This is a genomic window from Sediminibacillus albus (assembly GCF_900101125.1).
GTDB classification, from domain to species: Bacteria; Bacillota; Bacilli; order Bacillales; family Amphibacillaceae; genus Sediminibacillus; species Sediminibacillus albus.
This window is the reverse complement of record NZ_FNFL01000001.1, coordinates 703,132-727,806: the sequence shown is the minus strand read 5'-3', so window position 1 is coordinate 727,806 and position 24,675 is coordinate 703,132. Positions and strand designations below refer to the sequence as shown.

Below are 24,675 nucleotides of genomic sequence, written 5' to 3'. Positions count from 1 at the left end.
GGTGGGTCGGCTAACCCCGTGAAAGGGGGTGATGCCTTTGAGCATGTATGAGAGTTTTATGGTACTCATTGGTTTTGGTACCTTCTTGATTGCATTGCTTGCATTGATCGTTTCGCTGATCAATAAAAAATAGACCTCCCTATTTGCCCAACAAGTAAACTAGGAGAGGTCTATCGCACTATGATAGCCGATCCCTCTGGGGGAACCGCTTATCTACAGACCACAGTGGCTGCTGTGGTCTGTTTTAGTTTTATTTTGATTTAGTTTTATTATACCCGATTTTTCTGAAATGTAAAAGCAGAACAATCAAGTGTTTTGGATTTGGCCGCCCATTTTACTGAAAGCTATACTGCCAGGCTCATCCATCGTCGCAAACAAGCAAACCTTCTCTATTATACAGCGGCCTGGGCATCTTCTTTTAGACAGTTTTTCGCTCAATTAGCTGGAAAGGAAGAGATATTTTCTGCTTTTTCGCGGACTTTCCTTCCACCAATGTTTGAACCGCTTTCCTTCCGATCTCCTTGATTGGAATATCAATAGTTGAAATATTCATCACTTCGGAGATTGGCTGGTTGTCAAAACTTAAAACAGCGATATCATAAGGCACCGTTAACCCATCATTTTGAGCACCGAAAATCAGGCCGGCGGCTACTTGGTCGTTGGTGGCCAGGAAAGCGGTCGGTTTTTCCTTCAATCGGTTATATTTATGGATGATTTGCCTGCCATCAGTGATGGTAAGGCATTTGTCGAAAACCCAATCGTCTCTTATTGGTTCATTTATTTTTTTCATTATCGCCTGGTAAGCTGTTGTTCGTTTCTGGCTGTTTGCACCTGTTTTTCTTCCTAAGGTGTAGGCAATACGGGAGTGGCCCTTGGAAATGAGATAGTCCAATCCCCTTTGGAAAGCTTGCTCATGAGGAATACTTATGGAGGGGAACTCCAGTTGATCGGAATCTTCGCATAATACTACAGGGCCATTCCCATTGTATTGTTTAATAATGTCCAGTGAAACAGCACGGGAAGTAAAAATTAAGCCATCGATTAAATTGCCGCGCAGCAGCTCGAGTGCATCCAATTCTTTTGAAATTTCATAGTTTGTTTGCACGAGGACAAGCTGCAGATTATGCTGCAAGCCTTCTTCGGCAATCCCTTCTATGATATTACTGAAGTAGGGGATATCGATGGACGGAAGCACTACTCCAATCAAATTGGTAGTGCCTTTCGATAAGTGAATCGCTGTAAGATTCCTTCGATAATCCAATGAATCCATCGCTTGCTGTACAGCATGGCGTTTCTCTTCCCTGACATAGGGGTGATTGTTGAGTACTCTTGAAACTGTTGCTACAGAGACACCGGCAAGCTTTGCAATCTCACGAATGTTGGCCATTTTTGTGTATCCTTTCCAGTAATGAAATATCTGTCTTGACCTGAAACGCGTTTCATAGATTACTTTCTTCTTAACAAAAAGAAGGAGTGTGAAGACAGGATGTTAAGCGGTTTTCTAGTACTAATCGGTTTATGTGGATGTGAAATTATCATAGCAAAACTTGTAATCAAAGACAAAGCAGTTTTCCTCATGGATATCGACGAGTTTTTTGATTGGAATGGCGGACCAACAAAGGATGACAGAGGCAGAACTGACTAATGCGAGCTTATAATGACTTTTCTGAGGAATGGATCTAATCGAGTAGAGCTTTCTAGTTTAAATTAATCCCTTGATATGTAATGATACTAACTAAATAGAGAGGAGTTGGTAGTGTATGGAAAAGAAAACGAAATTAGGAAAATCAAGTATTTCTGTTCATCCGATTGGGCTTGGTACCAATGCTGTCGGCGGGCATAATTTGTATCCTAATCTTGATGAAAAGGCAGGCAAGGATCTGGTCCGGACAGCGATAGACAATGGAATCACCTTGTTGGATACAGCATTCATCTATGGTCCGGAACGTTCAGAGGAATTAATTGGAGAGGTTCTCGAAGAAACCGGAAAACGCAGTGAAGTCGTTCTTGCTACAAAGGGCGCCCATAAATTTGCCGGCGGAGAGACAGTAATGGATAATTCACCCGCCTTTTTAAAACAAGCGGTGGAAAGCAGCTTGAAACGGCTGCAGACCGATTATATCGATTTATTTTACATCCATTTCCCGGATAAAGATACTCCAAAGGATGAAGCTGTCGGTGCCTTGAAGCAGTTGAAGGACGAAGGGAAAATTAAATCCATCGGTGTTTCCAATTTCTCTATGGACCAGTTAAAGGAAGCAAATAAAGACGGTTATGTCGATGTGTATCAGGGCCAATATAACTTGCTGCAGCGAGAGGCAGAGAAAGAGTTACTGCCATATACAGCAGCGCAAAACATTTCGTTTATTCCTTATTTCCCGCTTGCGTCCGGCTTACTTGCAGGTAAATATACAAAGGATACGGTATTTAATGATTTGCGTAAAGATATGCCGCATTTTCAAGGAGATGCATTTGCAAAAAACCTTGAAAAAGTGGAGCAAGTCCGGAAAATCGCTGAGGCTAAGCATGTAGAAGTTGCTCATGTCGTGCTTGCCTGGTATCTAACAAGGGAAGCTATCGATGCTATCATTCCAGGGGCTAAAAATTCAGAGCAAGTGCTTAATAACTTAAAAACACTGGACGTCTCTCTGACAGATAAGGAGATCCAAGCAATTGACCAAATTTTTAGCTAAATGAGCTTTTAAGGAATGCGGCAACTGAGCCGCATTCTTTTATTATTTTGCGTTACGATTGGAGCTGGCGGGAAATGGGTATACAAAATTCAATAAAAAGTATTACGGTTAACGATGTAACAACGGAGTCGTTAATAAAAATAGTTTGTCACCATTGATTACCAAGTTATTGCTTTTGCCATAAATCGGTGATAATATATCGATAATTTAACTGTAAAACTAACAGAAGAGGAGGCATCATGATGAGAACAGTCACTATGAAAAAGATTTATCAACATCCAATTACTCAAAAATACGTCAGAAGATCAGGAATGGCTCATGCTATTTCCGTTGCCTACCATGCCTTCCATCTAGCCGGAGCGTATAACGTAAATTCTGATTGGGCTGCGAAAGCAGGTTTCCTGCATGATATTGGGCATTATCAATGGTATAAAGATGGCGAGTGGGATTATCAATTGTACCGTGCCTACGATATCCATCCGATTAAAGGAGCTGAGCGGGCACATAAATTGTTGGTCCGGCTGGGAGAAGATAAGCAGGCCGCCAAGGAAATTGCCCATGCGGTCTTATTTCATACCGAGTCCGCTCTTCCAGAAGGAGAATTTGAATTAAAAGCACTGCAAAAGGTGATCCATTTAGCCGATGAGAAGGATAAACAACCAGGAGATTCGCATCACTACCGCAATATTGACAGGAAAAAAGAGCTTGCGTTAATTGAAGCGCTTGACAGGAAGATTGATCGTTTGCCTGAAAAGCTAAATACCTAACTATCTTCGGTAACACGAGCAGTTCCTCCTCTTCTTATCTCCCCTGTTGTTTTTCTGCAGGAAACTAATCCGATACACCCAGTGAGTAAAATGTGAATTAGCACCTAATACTTTGCATGGGTGCTTTTTGCAATGGGGTTCTTTTTAACCATTCCTTCTGTCGATATTTCAGGTGTCATTGTTCCACAAGTGGGAATAGGTAGAGTAGAAGACGATAAGGAGGTTTTTTTAAGGTTATGGATTTAGAAAAACGTCTGGAAGCACAGATGCCGGAAATGAAAGATATGCTTGAGCAACTCGTTAATACGGATAGTAACACCTATGATAAAAAAGGTGTTGACTCGATTGGCAACCTTCTCAAAGATAAGTTTGAAGAGCTAGGCATGTATGTACACATTCACAGGGAAAAAGAACACGGAAATAATTTGGAAGTGAAGGCAGATAGGGGAAGTGATCCTAAAATCCTGATTGTCGCCCATATGGATACAGTGTTTCCGGCTGGAACGGCACAAGAACGGCCATTTGAAATAATAGACGACAAAGCTTATGGACCTGGAGTGAGTGATGAAAAAGCGAGCCACGTATCTGTTCTTTATGCGCTAAAAGCGTTGAAAGAAAGTGGATCGCATGCATATAAAAATGTCCATGTCATTTTTAATAGTGATGAAGAAATAGGATCGCCTACTTCCAAGCCATTAATTAAAAAAGCAGCCAATAATAAACACTTTTCCCTTGTGGTGGAATCGGGCCGCCCCGGGGATGCGGTTGTTTCGCAACGCAAGGGTGTGGGCAGATTCGATCTTGAAGTAGAAGGCAAAGGCGCCCATGCAGGGGTGGAGCCGGAACTGGGTAGAAGTGCGATTAACGAACTTTCCCACAAAGTCATCAAGTTACAGGATTTAAATAATTATGAAGAAGGTTTGTCTGTCAACGTCGGACTTTTTAATGGCGGAACGTCCAGTAACACGGTTCCCCCTGATGCAGATGCTAAAGTAGATGTAAGAGTGAAGGATAAACAGCAGGCGAAGGAAGTCACCAAGGAAATATCGGATATTGCTGATCAGGATATTGTCGAAGGTACTTCTACAAAAATAGAAGGCGGCATGGCTCAGCCGCCGATGGAAAAAACGGAAGAAACAGAAAAACTTCTCGAGGTGATTAGAGCTGCCGGAAAAGAATTGGGAATGTCCGTTAAAGACGAAAGTACCGGAGGGGCTTCCGATGCTGCCTATACAGCAGATGAAGGAGTTCCAACCGTAGATGGCATGGGGCCATTAGGAGAGTTTTCCCATAGCTTGACAGAGGAATACGTTGATTTAAAGACATTCCCTAAACGGACAGCCTTATTGGCAAGATCGATTGAGTTATTGACAAATAACCGTAACAAAGAACAATAACAGGAGGATGCAGCTATTGTCGTTATGATCGGCAGGATATTAAAGCTGGAAGAGGAATGACTATTGCTACTTCCAGCTTTTTAACGTATGTTAATTGATATAGGAAATCATCAAACGGTGCTAAAAGCATTGCAATTCTTATTACTACTATAAAAGGAAGTGCGTATATGCCGACAGAAAAAGAAAAAATGATTAATGGTAACCTATATTTTGCCGGGGACCCGCAATTGGCAGATGAACGTAAATATGCCCGCCAGCTAACTAGACAATTTAATCAAACGAGAGAAACAGAAACAGTACAGCGTACCAAACTTTTAAAGGAACTATTTGGATCGACCGGCGGCAAGCTATTCGTGGAACCCGTCTTCCGCTGCGATTATGGCTATAACATACACATAGGGGAAAACTTCTATGCCAATTTCGACTGTACTATTTTAGATGCTTGCGAAGTGCGAATAGGTGATAATTGTATGCTGGCACCGGGAGTACATATATACACTGCTACACACCCGATCAATCCGGTAGAACGGAATTCCGGTGCAGAATTCGGCAAACCTGTAACTATTGGAGATAACGTTTGGATTGGCGGCAGGTCGATCATTAATCCAGGGGTTACGATTGGCAACAATGTGGTAATCGCCTCTGGTGCTGTCGTGGTCAAGGATGTACCAGAAAATGTAGTGGTGGGCGGTAACCCGGCAAAGGTCCTGAAAGAAATTGATCGATAGTTTCCCGCAAGTAAATAAGCGATTGACAATTCAGAAAATATTTCTTATTATAGTAAAAATTAATAATCCGGCGATGAAGAGAAGAGTAGTTAAGGAATGGTTGTTTGCAGAGAGCTCCTGCTGCTGAAATGGAGCAGCAACCACCTTAATGAAGAAAGGCTTGGAGCTTGTTTGCAGTGCTTTGCAAAGCTGCAAGACGGGTTCTCCCGTTATAGGGACAGGGTATGCTATGTACCCGATAAGGTTGGTGCGGTGACGTATCAGCAAACTGAGGTGGTACCGCGCTAGTGATAACTCTCGTCCTCAAGATGTTAGAAATCTTGGGGGGGCGGGAGTTTTTTCGTTTTAAGCTATTTTAAAGAGAACCAACAGATGATGGAAGGGAGGCGGCCAAACTTGAATCCGATTTTATATGAAATTCCTGCTGTACTAGAAACAGAAAGATTATTATTGAGAAGGCCTGAATCAGGGGATGGGAAGGCAGTCAATGATGCAGTCAAGGCGTCTATCCAAGAATTAAGGCCTTGGATGCCCTTTGCCCAGAGAATCCCTACAGTTGAAGATTCAGAGATTAACTGCCGAGAAGCTTATAGTAGCTTTATAAATAGGGTTAACCTCCGATATCTGTTATTTCATAAGGAGACGAACGCATTTATCGGATCATCCGGATTCCATAATATTGATTGGAATGTTCCGAAATGCGAAATAGGATATTGGATTCACACCACATATAGCGGCTATGGCTATATGACAGAAGCAGTTAACAAATTGACTCAGTTTGCTTTGTCCGATTTGAAGTGCCAAAGAGTAGAAATAAGGTGTGAGGCGAAAAACTTAAAAAGCCGTGCGATACCAGAAAAGTTAGAATTTGCGTTAGAAGGGATATTAAGGAATGATGATTTGTCAGCAGATGGACAGCATCTTACAGATACATGTATTTATGCGAAAACGTGATAAACAAAAGGCCTTCCCGCTTGCGTGGAAGGCCTTTATCCGGACTTGCTATTCGCCTTCAGAGACGGTAAACTCTTGTTTTACCTCGTACTTTTTTCCGTCTGTAGGGGTCAGCCAGGCGGTTAGTACATATTTGCCTGGAGGCAAATCCCGTTCCTGTAAATCAATATCATAAACAAGTTCTCCACCCGGTTCTATTATTTCTTCTCCCATCACTTGAATGTAGGAAGTGACACTGGAAAGCAAGAAAACCTGTTCTCCTGATGAATCGGCTATTGAATAATCAAATCGTTGAGAACTGGAGAATTCGTGCTTCACTTCGTTCTCCGTCTGGTTGCTTACCCGGTATTGGTATGTCAATGGGCTTTGCTCTTCAAGGCTTCCGGCTATTACTCCTTCATTAATTCCTTTGCCATCTCCGTTCACTTCTTCTGCCTCCTCATTCGGGTCATTCCCTGTACCGCATCCAGCTGCTATTATTACAAAAAACAAAGACAGGAACAATATCTTCTTCATCGCATGACCTCCAGTAACTTTTGTTAATTAGACGTGCCCACGGAAATAATGTTACACCAATCACAACAGATATAGACTCAATAGTAAAGGGATAGACAAATTTTATAGGAAGCATACATCATATTTCCTGGTTATTAAAAAATGCAGTACTTCCTTGACTTCTGGAAAGCTCGAGACCAGGGGACTGCGTATGGCGAAAAATCATTTTATTTTAGCCACCCAATCAGCACGGTCATGTCTGTTCCTATCCCCAGTATCTGTTGCTGAATGCTTTAGCATATTCAAGTGGGGAATATAGAGCTCGATGTTTACCGCTGCGTCGCCTTGAAGGATTGAACTGTCTAGCATCCTGGAACTAGTGAAATATAATCATAAGCATTGTTTATCCCAGCGGAGGAGAAGAGAAGCCTCGTTGACAGTCAACGTATGAAAATATATAGTCAAATTGACAGAATGTTGAAAAAGGAGCGGGGCGTTATGAAGGGGAAAATTGATCAATGGAGCCGGGAATATGCATTACAGAAGGATCAAATGGACAATTTAAGCCATTTTCGCCAGGAGTTTTATATAAAAGAGGATGTTATTTATTTTGACGGTAATTCATTAGGGTTGCTTTCCAAACGGGCAGAAGCTGCTTTGCATCATTTAGTGGAGTCTTGGAAGCGATATGGCATCGATGGCTGGACAACTGGGGAGCATCCTTGGTTTTACCTGTCCGAATCATTGGCAAGGCAGACAGCGCCATTAATTGGTGCAAGTCCGGAAGAAGTGGTGGTTAGCGGGTCGACCACAGTGAATTTACATCAGCTTGTTTCGTCCTTTTATCATCCCCAAGGTGATAAAACAAAAATATTAGCGGATGAATTGAACTTTCCTTCGGATATCTATGCATTAAAAAGCCAGATAAAACAAAAAAATCTTATTCCGGATGAAGAACTGGTACAAGTGAAAAGCAGGGATGGAAATATGCTTGAGGAAGGTGACATCATTGCCAGAATGACAGAAGACGTGGCGTTAATCGTTTTGCCTAGTGTGCTTTATCGCAGCGGCCAGATTCTGGACATTGAGCGGCTTACCGCGGAAGCGCATAAACGAGGTATCCTGATTGGTTTTGATTTATGTCATTCGATTGGGGCTGTGCCGCATAAGTTAAGTGAGTGGAATGTCGATTTCGCTTTTTGGTGTACCTACAAGCATTTGAACGGCGGTCCAGGAAGTGTAGGCGGCCTTTATGTTCATCGCAGGCACTTTGGCAACGAGCCAGGTCTAGCTGGATGGTTTAGTTCCGATAAAAACAAGCAGTTTGATATGGAGCATGAGCTTACCCCGGCGGTAGATGCGGGAGCCTATCAAATTGGTACACCACATGTGTTAAGTATGGCACCGCTGATTGGTTCTCTGGAAATGTTTTCAGAAGCTGGCATTGACTGTATCCGCGAAAAGTCCTTGCAGCTTACCGATTATTTATTAAAGCTTATCTCCCATGAACTAGAGGGCTATGGGTTTTCTGCGGCAAATCCAGCCGATCATCAGGCTCGCGGCGGCCACGTGTTTATTGAGCATAAAGAGGCTGTACGAATTTGCAAGGCATTAAAGGATGCAGGAGTGATTCCGGATTTTCGGGCGCCAAGAGGCATCCGTCTAGCTCCTGTAGCATTATACAACACATTCGAAGAAGTGTGGCTCGTCGTTCAGAAATTAAAAACCATTATGGAGAAAGAACTGTATAAACAATATGAAAATAAACGAGGAGTGGTGGCATGAACGATAACAAGGAATGGATTGATATTTCCCAGCCACTGACGAATGATATCGCCCATTGGCCTGGGGATGAACCATTCTCTTATCAATTGACTTTTTCCAAGGACCAGACGGGCTCTGTTAATATAGGCCAGTTTTCTTCCAGCTGTCACACAGGCACCCATATTGATGCTCCGTTCCATTTTGATAACAAGGGGAAAAAGGTAAATGATTTAGATATAACCATTTATATTGGGCCGGCAAAAATTATCGACGTCTCCGGAAAAAATAGCATTGATGCTGAATATCTAGCTTCATTTGCTATAGATCGAGTTGAACGGCTATTGTTACATACTTCATTGCCGAATGATCCGACAAGGTTTCCAGGGGAAATGCCTGTGCTTGATCCAAATATCGCGCCGTTTTTGGCAGATAAAGGCGTGCGGCTGCTTGGTGTTGATATGCCCTCCGTTGATTCGGCAGAAAGCAAAGATCTTCAGGTTCATCATGCGTTAAATACCGAAGGCATCCATATACTTGAAAATTTAATGCTTGATCAAGTCGCTTGTGGAGATTATGAACTGATTGCTCTGCCGCTGGCGCTTCAGGATGCGGATGGCAGTCCGGTCCGTGCTGTGATCCGGCGATTATAAGGGCAAATGAGGAGGAGAGTTTACATGACTGGTCATAAAAGCTTTTCAACAGAGAGGAATATTCATACAGATTTTTTAGAAAAAATGACCTATGGGGATTATTTGAACTTGGACCAACTGTTATCGAGTCAAAAACGCCTGTCTGATCACCATGATGAAATGCTGTTCGTTATTATCCACCAGGTCAGCGAGCTGTGGATGAAGTTGATTTTACATGAAGTAAAAGCAGCGATAGCTTCAATAAACAATGGCGACTTGCCAAATGCGTTTAAGATGTTGGCCAGAGTAACCACTATCCAAAACCAAATTATTCATGCCTGGGATGTGCTATCCACCTTGACTCCAAGTGAATATATGGAATTTCGCGATCATTTAGGGCAAGCATCTGGGTTTCAATCCTATCAATATCGATTGATTGAATTTGCTCTCGGCTATAAGACGCCGCACGTGTTAAAAATATATCAGAAAGACCCAGAAATACTTAGCCAGCTGAAGGAGGCATATCATGCTCCAGGCTTGTACGATGCAGCGATAAAGGCACTAAGTCAAGCAGGATTTCCGATTGACCCTGCAATCGTAGACAGAGATGTCGCCGCCCCATATAAACCGGACGCTTCTGTGGAAGCAGCCTGGCTGGAAGTATATCAAAACGTTGATCGCTATTGGCAGTTATATGAGCTGGCAGAAAAATTGGTGGACATTGAGGATTCGTTCCAGCAGTGGCGCTTTCGGCATATGAAAACAGTCGAAAGAATTATAGGGCATAAGACTGGAACAGGTGGTTCATCTGGTGTAGGATACTTGAAGAAAGTACTAGATCAGTACTTTTTTCCTGAGCTTTGGGAACTTCGTACGAAGATCTAGCTCTAAGCTATCTGTAAGATTAGCAATTTATCAATGGGAGGCATGTTATGGATACCAATAGAGAGCAATGGTCTTCAAAAATTGGTTTTATTCTTTCAACCGCCGGAGCTGCAATCGGGCTCGGGGCGATTTGGAAGTTTCCTTACGTTACCGGCATGAATGGAGGCGGGGCGTTCTTTATTATCTTTGTTGCATTTACCGTTTTAATCGGACTGCCGTTGCTAGTGTCCGAGTTAATAATCGGGCGTGGTGCGGGAAAGGAAGCAGTCACAGCTTATAAAGTACTTGCACCCCGATCTTTCTGGCCTTGGATTGGCCGTTTGGGAATTATTGGCTGTTTTCTCTTGTTATCATTTTATAGTGTTGTCGGCGGCTGGGTATTAACATACAGCGGCATGTCGATACCAGGTATGATCATAGGAGATAGCAGTAACTATCCGGAGATGTTTGGACTGGTAACAGGCAGCCCGCTTATTACTATAATTGGTCTGGGTTTATTTTTGCTAATAAATATTATTGTCGTTTCCTTTGGTATCCAAAAGGGGATCGAGCAGGCGAGCAAGGTGTTAATGCCATTATTATTTATCTTTTTCATCATTTTGGTGGTGCGTTCGCTAACATTGGAGGGAGCGATGGAAGGCGTACGGTTTTTCCTGCAGCCTGACTTTTCCAGTATTACTGGAGAAGGGGTCTTGTATGCGTTGGGTCAGTCCTTCTTTTCCTTAGCGGTAGGTTTTTCCTGTATGGTTACTTACAGTTCGTATTTAAATAAGAATGTTAGCATTCCATCCTCGGCAGGGACTGTAGTGGGGATGAACATTTTTGTATCGTTACTCGCTGGTCTGGCAATATTTCCGGTTGTATTCTCGTTTGGTTTGGAGCCAGCTGAAGGACCAGGATTATTGTTTATAGTACTTCCGTCGGTATTTGCCCAAATGCCACTGGGAGAAGTATTCTTAAGCTTGTTTTTGTTGCTATTCCTATTTGCAACATTGACGTCTTCCTTCAGTCTTTTAGAAATCATTGTCTCCGCATTTACCGAGAGTGGAAAAAGGGCAAGGAAACCAGTTGCTGTTATTGCAGGTATCGTTGTCTTTATGGCTGGAATCCCAGCTGCATTGTCCTCCAGCCTGCTCAGTGACTTCCAATTGTTCGGTTTGACTGTATTCGATGCAACGGATTATTTGGTCAGCAATATTTTGTTGCCGATCGGCAGTCTGCTGATTGCTCTGTTTATCATCCATCGCATGGATAAAAAACTGGTGGAAGAGGAGTTTATGCTAAGCAATGGTATATCTTCTCCATGGTTTACAGTTTGGAAAAATTTGATGCGCTGGGCTGTGCCGATTACGATAATCGTTGTCTTCTTAAGCACCATAGGTTTCTATTAATCTTTCGAAAGCGGGAGGTTGGGACATAACTTACACTCATTTACGTAAAACCAACGATAACCTCATATGAATTTTTAAAAGGCCATCTTTAAGCATTCGATTGATGACACAATGGATATAAATGGTGATGTAACTGTAGGTGATTTTTTAATAGTATCAGATAAGCGCTAGTACTACGCTGCGGAAATACACTACGCTTTCCGTGGGCGGCTGGTGAGCCTCCTCGAGCTTGCGCTCTGCGGGGTCTCATCGAGGCCTTCCCTCCCGCAGAAGAGGACAAGGAACGCTGCGGCAGCGATTCATCGTACGCAGAAAATGGCTCCTTTATTTTCTAGAGACTGAAGCCGTGTCTACGGAGAGCAACGTATGTTGTCGGCGCAAGTTTAAGCAGCCAACTTTGTTAAAATGAAGAAATAGCGTTGTCACTGTGTCCGAAGGGTATATGAAACATTCGAAAAGCAAAAATCGAACGAGCTCGAATCCTCAGGATTTCGGATCATCGTTCGATTTTTGTTTTGGCTACTATCCTTTTGTGCCAACCTCATTTTTTGTTTCCTGCATATTAAAGGGATGGTAAAATTAATAAAATAAATGGGGGTCGAGAAATTATGAAAACAGCATTTCAGGCAGTATTAAAGAAATATCAGCCAGCATACATGGAACAGCTCAAAGCGTTTGAATTACCTGTTGAGCAGGCGCAATTCACAGCTTTTCCGATAGACCTTCTACAAACAATCGAAGATGAACAGCATCCAGTAGTTGTCATATTGGCAGATCAGGAGCCTGTGGGATTTTTTATGTTACATACAAGTGCGAGAGTTGCAGAGTACACAGACAATCCTCATGCAATGCTGTTGACTGCACTTTCAATCACTTACGCACAGCAAGGAAAAGGGTATGCTAAGCAGGGGATGAACCAATTGGCATCATTCGCAGCTAAGGAGTATCCTGCTGTAAATGAAATAGTTTTGGCAGTTAATAAAAGAAACATATCAGCACAGAAACTGTACCAAGCGGTTGGATTTCAGGATAGCGGACGAAGGAAAATGGGCAGGAAGGGAGAGCAGCTTGTTTTTAGCTTACCGCTCTGAAATAAAATGGACCCGAGAACTTAATCGCCATTTTGATGGGAATTTGTTTGTAGAGAAGTCCACCCGCTCTGGAAAGAATTCGATTGTGGAGAATAATAGCCGGAAAGCCTGGTAATGAGATAACATAAAACTGGCTGTATGGAATCCTCTGTACAGCCAGTTTCTGCAGAAAAAATAAGCCGATTAATGAATATGCGGTGGATGGCCTTTGGAAGAATTCGTGATTTTAAATCCTTCCGTCGGTATGTAAAAATATTGAATCCAAACGCCATCAAGGAAATCTTCCCTGCTGTCCATTAAGACATCAATGTCTTTGTCTGTTTTAACAATTTCATCATGCTCTTTCGGTTCATCAAGCGTAAGATCATAGTGGGCGTGGTTGCCGTGTATTTCTGATACAAAAACACGTAGCATTTTTTCATCCGAACCGTCTTCTGCGAGCCATTGTTTAATTTTCTTAGCAGCGTTGCGATTTATTTTACACTTCATATAATCACTCCTTGGTTGGGATAGTTATATTATCGCGATTTTTCCCAAGAAAATAAAGCATTCCGTTTTTACAGCGTGAAAAGCCGGATCCCTATGACATCTTCTATTTAAATCAATCCGTCCGCTTCTCTTTTAATAGAAATTGCAAATTGGCGGCAAACTTGGTAAAATGCATGGAAGCATTTGCTGCGCATAATTGTAAGGGTTTTCATCAATAATAAGGGTTCCTAATAAGGGGGAGAGCAAATTGCCAATCAAAATCAATAACGAGACAAGGGAATTTCACTTATTTAATAACAATGTTAGTTATATTTTCAGGGTGCTGGAAAAAAGCCATCAGTTGGAGCATTTATATTATGGAAAAAAGGTTAAGCATCGCGGCTCATTCAAGCACTTAATAGAAAGAGAGATTCGGTCGTCTTCAAATATGTTTGAGGGGGATCTGACATCATCGCTAGAACATATAAAGCAGGAGTATCCTAGTTATGGAACTACGGATTACCGTTTTCCTGCCCATGGGCTTACAAATGAGATTGGCAGCAGGATTACAAATTTTCAGTACAGCAGTCATCGGGTTATACAAGGAAAGCCTGCACTAGCTGGATTGCCTGCCACTTACACAGAAGCAGCAACGGAAGCTGACACATTGGAGGTCACGTTGATTGATGAAGTGATCCAGTGCAAATTAATCTTAAGTTATACAATTTTTGCGAGTCGAAATGTTATTTGCCGTAATGCAAGGTTTATTAATGAAGGGTCTGAGGTGATTCATCTAAACAGAGCGATGAGTACCAATATTGACTTTCCAGATGATCATTTTGAGATGGTACACCTTGCAGGAGCCTGGGCCCGTGAAACCCATGTTGAAACACAGCAGCTTTCAAAAGGAGTCCAATCTGTTTATAGTACAAGAGGTGCAAGCAGCCATGTACACAACCCGTTTCTCGCATTAAAACGTACAGATGCTACAGAAGACAAGGGGGAAGTATATGGCTTCAGCTTAGTTTACAGTGGTAATTTTTTAGCGCAAGTAGAAGTAGATACATATAGTGGGGCCCGCGTAATGATGGGGATCAATCCATACCAATTCAATTGGACGTTAAAACCTCAACAAGACTTCCAAACCCCTGAATGTGTGATGGTTTATACAAACGATGGGTTGAATGGGATGAGCCAAACATACCATCAGTTATATCGGGAACGTTTGGTGCGTGGGTACTGGCGTGATAGAGACAGGCCTATTTTAATTAATAACTGGGAGGCAACATACTTTGATTTTGACGAGGACAAAATTCTGGAAATTGCCGATACAGCCAACAACCTCGGCATCGAGCTATTTGTTTTAGATGATGGCTGGTTTGGCGAACGGCAGGATGATACTAGTTCGCTTGGCGATTGGTTTGAAAATAAGGAGAAATTGCCTAATGGAATAAGCGGACTTGCGGAAAAAGTAAAGGAAAAAGGGATGAAGTTCGGTCTCTGGTTTGAACCAGAAATGGTATCAAAGAATACAAGACTGTATACAGAGCATCCGGACTGGATCATAGAGACGCCGAACCGCAGGGCATCTCACGGACGCAATCAATTTGTTTTAGATTTTTCCAAGCCGGAAGTAGTCGAATATGTTTTTGCTATGATGGACAACGTAATTTCAAACGCTGAAATTTCCTATATTAAATGGGATATGAACCGTTATATTACCGAACCTTATTCCCGAAGTTTAGACGATCACCAGCAAGGAGAGTTGTTTCACCGTTATATCCTTGGAGTATATCGGCTGCTTGAAAAAATCATCGAAAAGCACCCTGAACTTTTGATAGAATCATGTGCAGGCGGGGGCGGTCGTTTTGATCCGGGTATGTTGTTTTACGCACCGCAAACATGGACCAGTGATAATACAGATGCAGTTGAAAGATTAAAAATTCAATATGGCACTTCCATGGTGTATCCGCTCAGTTCGATTGGAAGCCATGTCTCGGAGGTTCCCAACCACCAGGTTGGCCGGGTGACTCCTTTAGATTCACGTGCCAATGTTGCCTATTTTGGAACCTTTGGATATGAAATGGATATTACCAAGCTTAATGACTCTGAAAAATCAACGTTGAAAGAACAGGTAAACTTCTATAAACAAAACCGCCATCTAATCAGAACTGGCAATTTTTATCGCTTGCAAAGTCCCTTTGAATCTAATGAAACTGCATGGATGGTGGTTTCTGAAGACTTAAATGATGTGGTCGTCTTGCACTACAAAGTTTTAGCAAAACCTAATGATAAATATCACCGCTTAAAATTAATTGGACTCGATCCTGATAAACTGTATAAGCTAAAAGGAGCGGATACGACTCATTATGGTGATGAATTGATGAATATTGGCATTATCCTTGCAGATGATTATACCGACAGAGCAGATGACTATTGGAAAAAGGAAAAACCGGCAGATTTTACGTCTCGGTTATTTGCGTTTCAAGCGATCGTAGAATAACAGGTCCTGGATATGCAGTTTATGGATTTAGAAAACAAGTAAACTTAAGTATGTAAGCAAAAGCTTGGGCGACCAAGCTTTTGCTTTGTTTTGTATCCGTTCTTTCTACTTTTTTACCGAGCTAACAGTAGATAAGCTTTTTTTATGATAAGCTTATTTAGGTAGACTTATCTTGACTACATCCATTAATTTCCTGGGAAATACCCTTACATACGATGCAATATCTTAATTAAACAGATAACCGGAAACCACAGGAGGATTATACCCGTTGCTTAAAAAAGAATCCGTTTTACCGTTAAAATCACTATTGTTTTGCTTTCACGCCGCTAATTCTATTATTATAACGTTTCTGCCAATCTACTTGCAGGATAAAGACCTAGACGGAACAGAAATCGGTTATGTATTAGCCATCGGTCCAATGACTTCATTGCTTGCTCAACCATTTTGGGGTTATATGAGCGATAAATACCGTACGGTCAAACGGATGATCTTAATCTGTCTGGCAGGGTTACTGATTAGTAGTCTTATATTTTTCCAGATGAACATGCTGGCCAGCATTTTGTTAATGGGTGCTGTTTTTTATTTTTTTATTTCGCCGGTGGGCGCATTGAGCGACAGCCTTGCCCAGCGTAAGTCCCAACAATTGTCCGTAGATTTTGGCAGTATTCGTACATGGGGATCGATTGGTTTCGCTGTTTCCTCCTTGCTGATCGGGGAAATGCTTGCCCGAATTGGGGTCCAGCACATGGTTTGGCCATACTTTCTATTTGGCGCAGCTTCCTTGTTAGCATGCATAACCTTAACGGATGTTAAAGTTGAAAATACAGCCTCAGCAGTACAACTGGCTGATATAAAACGGTTATTACAAAGTGCACCGTTTATTATTTTTTTACTGCTCATCATGTTTTTAACGGTTACTCATCGTGCCAACGATAGCTTTCTAGGTATTTATATTGTCCAGCTTGGAGGAAGTGAAGGGCTCGTCGGTTTAGCCTGGTTTGCCGGTGTGGCTAGTGAAGCACTAGTATTTGCCCTGGCTGCTACTTGGTTTCGAAAACTCCATCCTCTGATTTTCATTATAGCAGCTGGGTTACTGTACAGTAGCCGTTGGTTTATTTATGCCATGGTAGATGAGCCAGTTTGGGTTATTGCTTTTCAATTTATGCATGGTCTGTCCTTTGGTGTATTCTATCTGGCAGCATTTCAATATGTGTCCAGATTAATACCGGCCAGCCTGCAGTCGACTGGTCACCTTTTATTTGTTTCCGTGTTTTTCGGTTTATCAGGTATTATTGGCTCATTGTTTGGCGGATTTATTATCGATACGATGGGCGGGGAAATGCTCTACCTCGTAATGGCTTGGATAGCATTGTTCGGAAGTATTTGTATCACCGTTTATCACATTCTTCCTTATGGAAAGGTAATAAAAGTTCCTGACAGGCAGCGAAGCAATGAAAAAAGTTGATTGTTTTGTTATCGGGTGATTCTGTTATATAATATGGCAAGGAATAGAGAGGGAAAAACCTCTTTTGGAGGGAAAATCTTGAATATAGTAGCAATAGACTTTGAAACTGCCAATCGTTATCGAACCAGCGCCTGTTCCGTCGGTATAGTAGTTGCTGATGAAAATGGAATAGTCGATGAATTTTACAGCTTAATCAATCCATTAATGGATTTTGACTCTTACAATACTTACATCCACGGAATAACAGAACAGGATGTGGTGGAGGCGCCGACTTTCGACGAGCTCTGGCCAGAGCTTGCTGACTATCTATCCGGTCAATTAGTTGTTGCCCATAATGCCAGCTTTGACATGAGCGTATTAAGACAGACGCTTGACCGGTATGAATTGCCCTATCCGGAATTAGACTATCTATGCACTGTTACATTGTCAAAAAAGGTGTGGCCAGAATTAGCCAATCATAAGCTTCATACAGTCGCTGCCTATAATAATATTGAATTTTTCCACCATAATGCCTTAGAGGATGCTAGAGCGGCTGCCTTGTTGATGGTGAAAGCAGTCAATCAGCAGGAGGTAAAAGACATAGATCTTCTTGCTGCCAAGTATCAATGCTCCAAAGGCAGGATTTTTGAAAGAGGGTACTACCCGCCAAAAACAGGAGCAAAAAAAAGGAAGTCTGCCAAAAGGTAATATAATGAAACCTTACCAGACAAAAAACTTTAGCGGAGAAGGAGGTAGTCGATAGGCTATCTCTTTATTTCTTTGTCCTGCCGTGTTTAAGACAGCAACATATATTGAAGAGGTGATTTCTATGAAAAAATATTTAGCTTTTGATATAGGTGGAACATTTATCAAATATGCGATTGTTACTGAAGCTGCAGAAATTATGGAAAGCGGCAAGGCGAAAACGCCAGCAAGTCTCACAGGTCTCATTGACCTTATCGACGGTTATGCCGTTTCTTTTCCTGATGCTGCTGGGATTGCGATAAGTGCTCCAGGTGCTGTTTCCGAAAAAGGAGTTGTTTATGGTTCAAGCGCTCTTGATTATATTCATGGACCAAACATAAAGGAAATGATTACCGAGCGAACGCAATTGTCTGTCTTCATGGAAAACGATGCGAATTGTGCCGGGTATGCAGAAGTTTGGGATGGTTCTGCCAAAGGAAAAAGTGATGTGCTGGCAGTTGTAATCGGCACAGGTATCGGTGGAGCAGTAATTAAAAATGGGTTATTACATAAAGGAGCTCACTTACACGGCGGTGAGTTTGGTTATATGCTAATAAATACGGATATTGAAGAAGATGATAATACATGGAGCGGCAAAGCAGCCACAGCAGCGCTTGTCAAAGCTGTCGAAAAGAAGAAACAGCTGGCAGACGGTACTCTTTCCGGGGAAGAAGTTTTCGCCATGGCTGAGCAAGGAGACAAGGATTGCGAGGAAGCTATCGATCATTTTTATCATTATTTAGCAGTCGGAATTTATAATCTCCAATATATTTTCGACCCGGAAATCATTCTCATCGGCGGGGGAATCAGTGCCCGGGAAGATTTAATTGAACGAATTAATGAAAAGCTGGATATGCTTTTGGCAAAAATAAAAATTGCCACGGTAAAGCCAAGAATTGATGTTTGTAAGTTTCGCCAGAATGCTAATTTATTAGGCGCCGTCTACGGTTTCTTGAAAGAAAATCATAACTAATATAATCCTAGGTGCTCACGAACTGGAAATCCAGTCGAGCGGGGCCTGAAGTAATAATTCTTACATGGAAAAGCTACCATAATAATAAAATTTTACAAAGAAGTTGGGACATAACATACATCCACTTGCAAAAATCGAACGATGACAGCATATGAAGGTTTAAACGGCCATCTTCAATCGTTTAATTGATGTCCCGATGGATATAAATGACAATGTAATAGTAGGTAATATCGGAAAAGCGCTATTACTGCGCTGCGGAAATACCCTACGCTTTCCGCGGGCGGCTGGTGAGCCTCCTCGAGCTTGCGCTCTACGGGGTCCACCGAGGCCTTTCCTCCCCCAGGAGTCTCCGTGGATCTCCTCCTCTGAAGGTCTGCGGACTAGAAAAGCGAAGCCGAACGAGTTCGAATCCTAAGGATTTAGAATCATCGTTCGGTTTTTGTTTTGTCTACTAAACTTTTATTCCCAACCTCTTTCATGGACAATTTATAGTTGAAAAAACGGTTAACATTATATAAACTGGTAAATAACAACGTTGTTATTATATTTATCACTATGTAAAGGGGATGGATTCATGGAACGCTTTGTAAAGGGCACGGCTAAACTCGGTTATCAGGACATTTTTGGAGAAGATTATCAACGACTTGACTATTTGGCGTTTGGCAAGCTATTGCTGGAAGCAGGAGAGACTTATCAAGCAAAGACAGGAAGTTTTGAAACCGCTTTAGTTATCTTGTCTGGTACAGCTGATATTAAAGTAGAAGAGGAGAAATGGGAGAGTTTAGGCGGAAGAAAAAGCGTTTTTGACGGAAAAGCGACTACAGTATATGTTCCCTGCCAATCTTCTTATCAAATTGACACATCAAGCACAAAAGTGGTGATAGCTGTGTGCAAAGTAAAAGCAGAGGAAAAATTCGCGCCATTTGTGGTACGTCCTGACGACATAAAGGTACATGAACGGGGCGAGAAACAATGGAATCGCACAGTCTATGATATTATCGCGGACAATGCCGATGGAAAAGTGCAGCGGATGGTATTAGGAGAAACGATCAACCATCCAGGCCAATGGTCTGGTTATCCGCCCCATAAACATGATGGGGAATTTTACCCGGAAGAACCGAATCTGGAGGAAATCTACCATTATCAAGTAAATCCCGAACAGGGTTTTGGCGTCCAGCATCACTATACGAAAGACGGGGCGATTGATGCTGCTTATCCAATCCGCCATGGCGACAGCTTTGCCATTGATATTGGTTACCACCCTGTCGGCGGGGCGGGCGGATATGAAATTTATTATCTTTGGTTTATGGCCGGGGAAACGGGGCGGGAACTTTATCCGTATGAAGACCCTGACCATAAATGGCTCCATGAAAAGTAAATAGCAGGCAGCGGGTAACTTGTAATAAACGATTATCGTCAAGGGGAGGAATGTGCCGTTAATGCAGCCTCTCTTTGGCATGTATGTTTTCCAATTGGAGGTGAGGATGTGGCTGAAATCAATGAGAAGGTTGTCAAGTTGCAATCGGCAATAGAAAGCAGTTCTTTTGAAGGGATTGTACTTACACAGCAAAAAAATGTGTCCTGGCTGGTCAATGGCAGAAGTTTTATTAATACTGCAACAGAAAAATCGGTTGCTGTCATATTAGTAACAGATACAAGCCTTGTGTTATTCGTAAATAATATCGAGAAAGAGCGCTTGGTTGATGAAGAGTTCGACATGATATTTGATCAAATAGAAGTGTACCCATGGCATACCCCCGGCCAGCTCGATCAATTGATCGCAAAGCATTCCCGCGGCAAGCATATCGCTGGAGAAGAGGCATTCGAAAATCAATTGCTGCATCTGCGTACGGTAATGACAGACAAAGATATAGAGGAATTACGCGACCTGGCGAAGCAGACAGCACAAGCGATTGAACAGGCGGCTTTTGAAATAGTACAAGGGGATAGTGAGTATCAAATCGCCGGAAGACTGATGCGGTCCTGCCTGAATCGGGAGGTAGAACCTGTCGTCAGTCTGGCTGCCGTTGATGAACGGGTATTTTTAAGGCGGCATCCCTTGCCGACATCCCGCAGATTGAAAGATTATGCCATGCTGGTTGTTTGTGGAAGAAGAAATGGAAAAGTTGTTTCCGTATCAAGGCTGGTTCATTTCGGCCAGCCGGCGGAAATAATTAAACAGCGGCATCAAGCGGTAATTACTATTGATGCCCGACTAATTGAAGCTACTGTTACAGGAACGTCGTTCAGGGAAATATTTGTTAAGATGCAAGCCGCTTATGCTGCCTGCGGCTTCAAAGACGAGTGGGAGCTTCACCACCAGGGCGGGCTGTCTGGTTATAATACACGAGAAGTGTTGCTCTTGCCGGATAATCAGAACAGCATCGTTCAACTCGGACAGGTATATGCCTGGAATCCGAGTATCGCCGGAGTGAAATCAGAAGATACCATCCTGGTAGGAGAAAACGGCCCTGAGGTTCTCAGTTATACAGGGGACTACCCAATGGAAGCCGTCCAGACGGCGGACCGTACTCTTATCTACAGGCCGTCTATTTTAATTCGCTGAAACAGAGAAGATACAGACCATCTCGGAAAGCAGGGTATCGGAATGAGTAAACCGCTTAATCGATTCAGTTATAAGCAGCTCGTTGCTTTTTTTCTGCCGCTCGGTTTCTCTGCAAGCCTAACGTCTATCACCCATGTAATTATTAATGGAACTTTAAGCCGCGGAGAAAATGCAGCCTTTATTATTGCCTGCTATGCCGTGGCTTTTTCTTTATTCGGGATTATCGAACGACCAGTCATCGTCTTCAGGCAAACCTGTTCCGCTCTCGTTAAAGACAAGAGGTCCTTCAAGCGTCTGATTATTTTTATGTGCTATGTAATGACTGTAATCATTGGGATTAGTTTGATGATGGCATACAGCACTGTAGGGAATTGGGTGTATATTCATCTATTTAATGCAGATAAGAACATGCTACATACGATATCAGAAGCCTTCAAGGTAATCATTATTGTCATCATTTTTTCGGGCATTCGCGGGATTTATCAAGGCATTATCATTAATCATCTGGAGACGAAGTGGTTGACTATAGGTGTGATCATCCGTCTATTCGCAATGTTTTTGGTCGCTTATCTCTTCGTTGCCTTTGATTATGTTACAAGTGCCAGCGGGTCTGTCATTTTTTTGGCGGGGATGCTGGTCGAATGCGGCATCAGTGTCTGGAAGGGACAGAAGATTTTAAAGAGAAGCTATCAAAAGCAGGGACCGGTGCTCGGTAATACAGAGATTTTGAATTTTTATATGCCGCTTGTGTTTTATTTTGTCATCCAGACGGTGTTAATCCCAATTATTTATGTGTTCTTGGCAAAAACAAATGATATCGAGATGGGAATTGCTTCTTTTGCTCTTGCTTACAGTATTACGCAAATGTTGTTGAGTTTTTTCATGTACACCCATCAGCTTGTGCTGCAAATGTACCAGACAAACAAGCAGAAAGTCGTCCGCTTTATGGCAGCTGTCAGTGTACTGCCTTCCCTCTTGCTAGTGTTGCTCTGCTATACACCTGTAGGGTTTTGGTTTATGGAAAATGTTATGGGTGCAAAAGGAGAGCTAGCGGCAGCAACTATTGCCGTTTTGAAGTTTTTTATTATTAAAACGATTGTGTTCCCATGGGTTGATTTCTTGAATGGAATTCTCATGCTTCATCGCCAGACTAGAAAAATGCTCATCGCCCAGTTCATCAATTTGTCTACAGTAATTATTACTGTCTTCCTGTTTGTCACTTACTTTCCGGGATGGAATGGCGTTAGCGGATCGCTGGCAGCTTCGATAGGCGAGTTATCCGGCTTAATTCTAGTTGTTTGGATTGTTTATCGAATGACCAGACGAAAAGAACAGCCCCATAAAGATATGGATACTAGTTAGTAGATTGTTACAGGAATTTCCTGGAAGTGGATATCCCCCCTATAAAAAATAGTGCTATAATGGTAAAAAAAAGCAGAGAACAGGGGGATTAATAGTGTTAAAGCCCTTTTACAGCAATTTTAAAATCAAGAACAAAATATTCTCTATTTCCCTGCTTCTTTTGCTGATTTTTTGTTTAATTGGGATGGTAACTTATCATTACTTTACGAACTTGTATGAAAAACGAATCTATGAAGAGTCAGCAGATATGCTCCAACTGTCATCGACTGTATTGGATGAAGAACTTAAAAAGATTGAAAATCTGTCCTTTCAGGTGAGTACGGACACATTGGTGCAGGAATACATGGAAACCATTAATGAAAGAAAAATAGGCTTTGAAGACTACAAGACCAAAGCGAATTTACTTGAACGGTTGTTAACCTTCGCAGCCAGTGAACGATATATTTCTTCCATCCAGATTATTGATATTTACGGAAAAAAATATACGACTGGCTATAATACAAAAATAGAAAATGACGCCGATAAAATTAAAAGGCTTGTTTCTGCGTCGGAAGGTTCCAATACATGGTCGCGGATAGACGGGAAAAACGGGCTGTCTTCGGCAAGGCAGATTAGGAAAAAAGCAAATGTAAGTTTATCGAATATGGGCATCCTGATTATTTCTCTTGATATGGATAAATTTGTCGAACAAACGCTTGATTTTTCCAAGAATAAAAATTTTATTATTACTGATGGAAATGAAATTTTTTATCAAAACGAAGGAAGTACGATAATGGATAGTCATGATTTTCCTAAAGAAAGTATTGAAAACGGTTACAAAATTGAGGAGATGGAAGGAAAGGATTACTTGCTTACTTACAAACACTCCCGATTTTCACAAATGACTTATTACCACCTGCTTCCTTTTGACAATATCACGAAGCAGTCACAAACGATTAAGCGGATCATGATTGTCTGTTTTTTATTTATGCTGACTTTAACAATTTTGCTTAGCCGGAGAGCGGCCCAAAACATTTCAAAGCCGCTGGAGGAGTTATCAACCCGGATGAAACAGGTGCAAGATGGGGATTTTGAGGAGCCTGAAGCAATTCCAGAGAAATACCATAATGATGAAGTCGGGCTGCTCCATATAAATTTTCGTTTAATGCTGGATAAGATTAATGAGCTTATTAAAGAAAATTATACAAAACAGTTAATCATAAAAGAAACAGAGTACAAAGCTTTACAGGCGCAAATCAACCCCCATTTTTTATACAACACGCTTGATTCCATTAACTGGCTGGCAAAGATCAACCAACAGGAAAAAATTTCAGTCATGGCTGAGGCGCTTGGCAATATGATGAGAAATATTATTAGTAAGAAAGCCGCAATGATTACGGTCAAGGAAGAACTGGAAATTGTCCGGAATTATATAACCATCCAGCAATACCGTTATGAAAAAAGACTCGACTTTACTTTAGATACATCGATAACTCATGAGGGCAGCCAAATCCCCAAGCTGACCATTCAGCCGATTGTGGAAAATGCGATCCAGCATGGGCTGGAAGAGATGGTGACCAAATGCCATGTGTCTGTCACTGTTCTGGCTATCGGAGAAAATTTGCAGATCACAGTGGAAGATAATGGCCCAGGAATAGATGAAAGTAAGCTTGAGGGGATTTATAGAGGAAAAATAAAGTCCAAGAGCTCCGGAATAGGCTTGAACAATATTAACGAACGAATCAAATTAATGTTCGGCGATACATACGGAGTTAACATTGAAAGCAGATTAGGTGCAGGCACAAAGGTGAAAATTTTATTACCTTATATGGCGGGGTGAAA

General features: G+C 42.0%; 23 protein-coding genes. 20 read left to right on the top strand and 3 right to left on the bottom strand.

The annotated features are described in order from the left end of the window. The first annotated feature begins 43 nt into the window (after positions 1-43). On the top strand, positions 44-133 hold the full coding sequence (locus BLR93_RS03725) for a putative holin-like toxin (protein ID WP_245690077.1): 90 nt from the start codon (positions 44-46) through the stop codon (positions 131-133). Between the two features lie 285 nt (positions 134-418). On the opposite strand, the gene BLR93_RS03720 is transcribed toward BLR93_RS03725, so the two are convergent. Further along, positions 419-1,387 carry a LacI family DNA-binding transcriptional regulator gene (locus BLR93_RS03720; RefSeq protein WP_093211336.1) on the bottom strand — a complete coding sequence of 323 codons (969 nt, stop codon included), beginning with the start codon at positions 1,385-1,387 and terminating at the stop codon, positions 419-421. A 99-nt stretch (positions 1,388-1,486) separates the two neighbouring features. Here BLR93_RS03720 and BLR93_RS17885 point away from each other — a divergent pair, with 99 nt between their 5' ends. The 6 genes from BLR93_RS17885 to BLR93_RS03695 all read left to right on the top strand — a co-directional run bounded on the left by BLR93_RS17885 (position 1,487) and on the right by BLR93_RS03695 (position 6,539). After that, the gene (locus BLR93_RS17885; RefSeq protein ID WP_175559227.1) at positions 1,487-1,645 is read left to right on the top strand and encodes a hypothetical protein; all 159 of its coding nucleotides are present in this window, start codon (positions 1,487-1,489) and stop codon (positions 1,643-1,645) included. A 115-nt stretch (positions 1,646-1,760) separates the two neighbouring features. Beyond that, complete coding sequence (locus tag BLR93_RS03715; protein ID WP_093211334.1) at positions 1,761-2,693, top strand: aldo/keto reductase; 933 nt, start codon at positions 1,761-1,763, stop codon at positions 2,691-2,693. A 242-nt stretch (positions 2,694-2,935) separates the two neighbouring features. Next, a complete protein-coding gene (locus tag BLR93_RS03710; protein WP_093211332.1) occupies positions 2,936-3,460 on the top strand; it encodes an HD domain-containing protein in 525 nt (174 codons plus the stop codon). A 236-nt stretch (positions 3,461-3,696) separates the two neighbouring features. Next, a complete protein-coding gene (locus BLR93_RS03705) occupies positions 3,697-4,857 on the top strand; it encodes a M20 family metallopeptidase (RefSeq protein WP_245690048.1) in 1,161 nt (386 codons plus the stop codon). Between the two features lie 167 nt (positions 4,858-5,024). After that, complete coding sequence (locus BLR93_RS03700; protein WP_093211330.1) at positions 5,025-5,585, top strand: maltose acetyltransferase domain-containing protein; 561 nt, start codon at positions 5,025-5,027, stop codon at positions 5,583-5,585. A 396-nt stretch (positions 5,586-5,981) separates the two neighbouring features. Beyond that, entirely contained in the window at positions 5,982-6,539 is a 558-nt protein-coding gene (locus BLR93_RS03695) for a GNAT family N-acetyltransferase (RefSeq protein WP_093212332.1), read from the top strand. Positions 6,540-6,587: 48 nt separating this feature from the next. Here BLR93_RS03695 and BLR93_RS03690 read toward each other — a convergent pair whose 3' ends face one another. Continuing rightward, positions 6,588-7,055, bottom strand: a complete 468-nt coding sequence (locus BLR93_RS03690) for a BsuPI-related putative proteinase inhibitor (protein WP_093211328.1) — start codon at positions 7,053-7,055, stop codon at positions 6,588-6,590. 477 nt (positions 7,056-7,532) lie between these two features. On the opposite strand from BLR93_RS03690, the gene kynU reads away from it, so the two are divergent. From kynU to BLR93_RS03665, 5 genes are all read left to right on the top strand, one after another. Next, positions 7,533-8,819: a kynureninase gene (gene kynU, locus BLR93_RS03685; protein ID WP_093212330.1), complete on the top strand. Its 1,287-nt coding sequence runs from the start codon at positions 7,533-7,535 to the stop codon at positions 8,817-8,819. Next, a complete protein-coding gene (gene kynB, locus BLR93_RS03680) occupies positions 8,816-9,448 on the top strand; it encodes an arylformamidase (RefSeq protein ID WP_093211326.1) in 633 nt (210 codons plus the stop codon). The genes kynU and kynB overlap by 4 nt, the downstream gene beginning before the upstream one ends. A gap of 24 nt (positions 9,449-9,472) precedes the next feature. Continuing rightward, positions 9,473-10,312, top strand: coding sequence for a tryptophan 2,3-dioxygenase (gene kynA, locus BLR93_RS03675; RefSeq protein ID WP_093211324.1), 840 nt, complete (start codon positions 9,473-9,475; stop codon positions 10,310-10,312). A 47-nt stretch (positions 10,313-10,359) separates the two neighbouring features. Beyond that, positions 10,360-11,703, top strand: coding sequence for a sodium-dependent transporter (locus tag BLR93_RS03670; RefSeq protein ID WP_093211322.1), 1,344 nt, complete (start codon positions 10,360-10,362; stop codon positions 11,701-11,703). 608 nt (positions 11,704-12,311) lie between these two features. Further along, entirely contained in the window at positions 12,312-12,794 is a 483-nt protein-coding gene (locus BLR93_RS03665; protein ID WP_093211320.1) for a GNAT family N-acetyltransferase, read from the top strand. A 183-nt stretch (positions 12,795-12,977) separates the two neighbouring features. Here BLR93_RS03665 and BLR93_RS03660 read toward each other — a convergent pair whose 3' ends face one another. Then, complete coding sequence (locus tag BLR93_RS03660; RefSeq protein WP_093211318.1) at positions 12,978-13,283, bottom strand: iron-sulfur cluster assembly accessory protein; 306 nt, start codon at positions 13,281-13,283, stop codon at positions 12,978-12,980. A gap of 247 nt (positions 13,284-13,530) precedes the next feature. Here BLR93_RS03660 and BLR93_RS03655 point away from each other — a divergent pair, with 247 nt between their 5' ends. The 8 genes from BLR93_RS03655 to BLR93_RS03620 all read left to right on the top strand — a co-directional run bounded on the left by BLR93_RS03655 (position 13,531) and on the right by BLR93_RS03620 (position 24,673). Further along, positions 13,531-15,765, top strand: a complete 2,235-nt coding sequence (locus tag BLR93_RS03655) for an alpha-galactosidase (RefSeq protein WP_093211316.1) — start codon at positions 13,531-13,533, stop codon at positions 15,763-15,765. A gap of 268 nt (positions 15,766-16,033) precedes the next feature. Then, positions 16,034-17,230 (top strand): MFS transporter, encoded by a 1,197-nt coding sequence (locus tag BLR93_RS03650; RefSeq protein WP_093211314.1) that lies wholly within the window; start codon positions 16,034-16,036, stop codon positions 17,228-17,230. 78 nt (positions 17,231-17,308) lie between these two features. Next, the gene (locus tag BLR93_RS03645) at positions 17,309-17,917 is read left to right on the top strand and encodes a 3'-5' exonuclease (protein ID WP_093211312.1); all 609 of its coding nucleotides are present in this window, start codon (positions 17,309-17,311) and stop codon (positions 17,915-17,917) included. Between the two features lie 121 nt (positions 17,918-18,038). Next, positions 18,039-18,926: an ROK family protein gene (locus BLR93_RS03640; RefSeq protein ID WP_093211310.1), complete on the top strand. Its 888-nt coding sequence runs from the start codon at positions 18,039-18,041 to the stop codon at positions 18,924-18,926. 574 nt (positions 18,927-19,500) lie between these two features. Then, positions 19,501-20,304 carry a 5-deoxy-glucuronate isomerase gene (gene iolB / locus BLR93_RS03635; protein WP_093211308.1) on the top strand — a complete coding sequence of 268 codons (804 nt, stop codon included), beginning with the start codon at positions 19,501-19,503 and terminating at the stop codon, positions 20,302-20,304. Positions 20,305-20,412: 108 nt separating this feature from the next. Next, positions 20,413-21,492, top strand: a complete 1,080-nt coding sequence (locus BLR93_RS03630) for a M24 family metallopeptidase (RefSeq protein ID WP_093211306.1) — start codon at positions 20,413-20,415, stop codon at positions 21,490-21,492. Between the two features lie 42 nt (positions 21,493-21,534). Then, positions 21,535-22,854, top strand: coding sequence for a hypothetical protein (locus tag BLR93_RS03625; protein ID WP_093211304.1), 1,320 nt, complete (start codon positions 21,535-21,537; stop codon positions 22,852-22,854). 94 nt (positions 22,855-22,948) lie between these two features. Continuing rightward, a complete protein-coding gene (locus BLR93_RS03620) occupies positions 22,949-24,673 on the top strand; it encodes a cache domain-containing sensor histidine kinase (RefSeq protein WP_093211302.1) in 1,725 nt (574 codons plus the stop codon). The last annotated feature ends 2 nt before the right edge of the window (positions 24,674-24,675 follow it).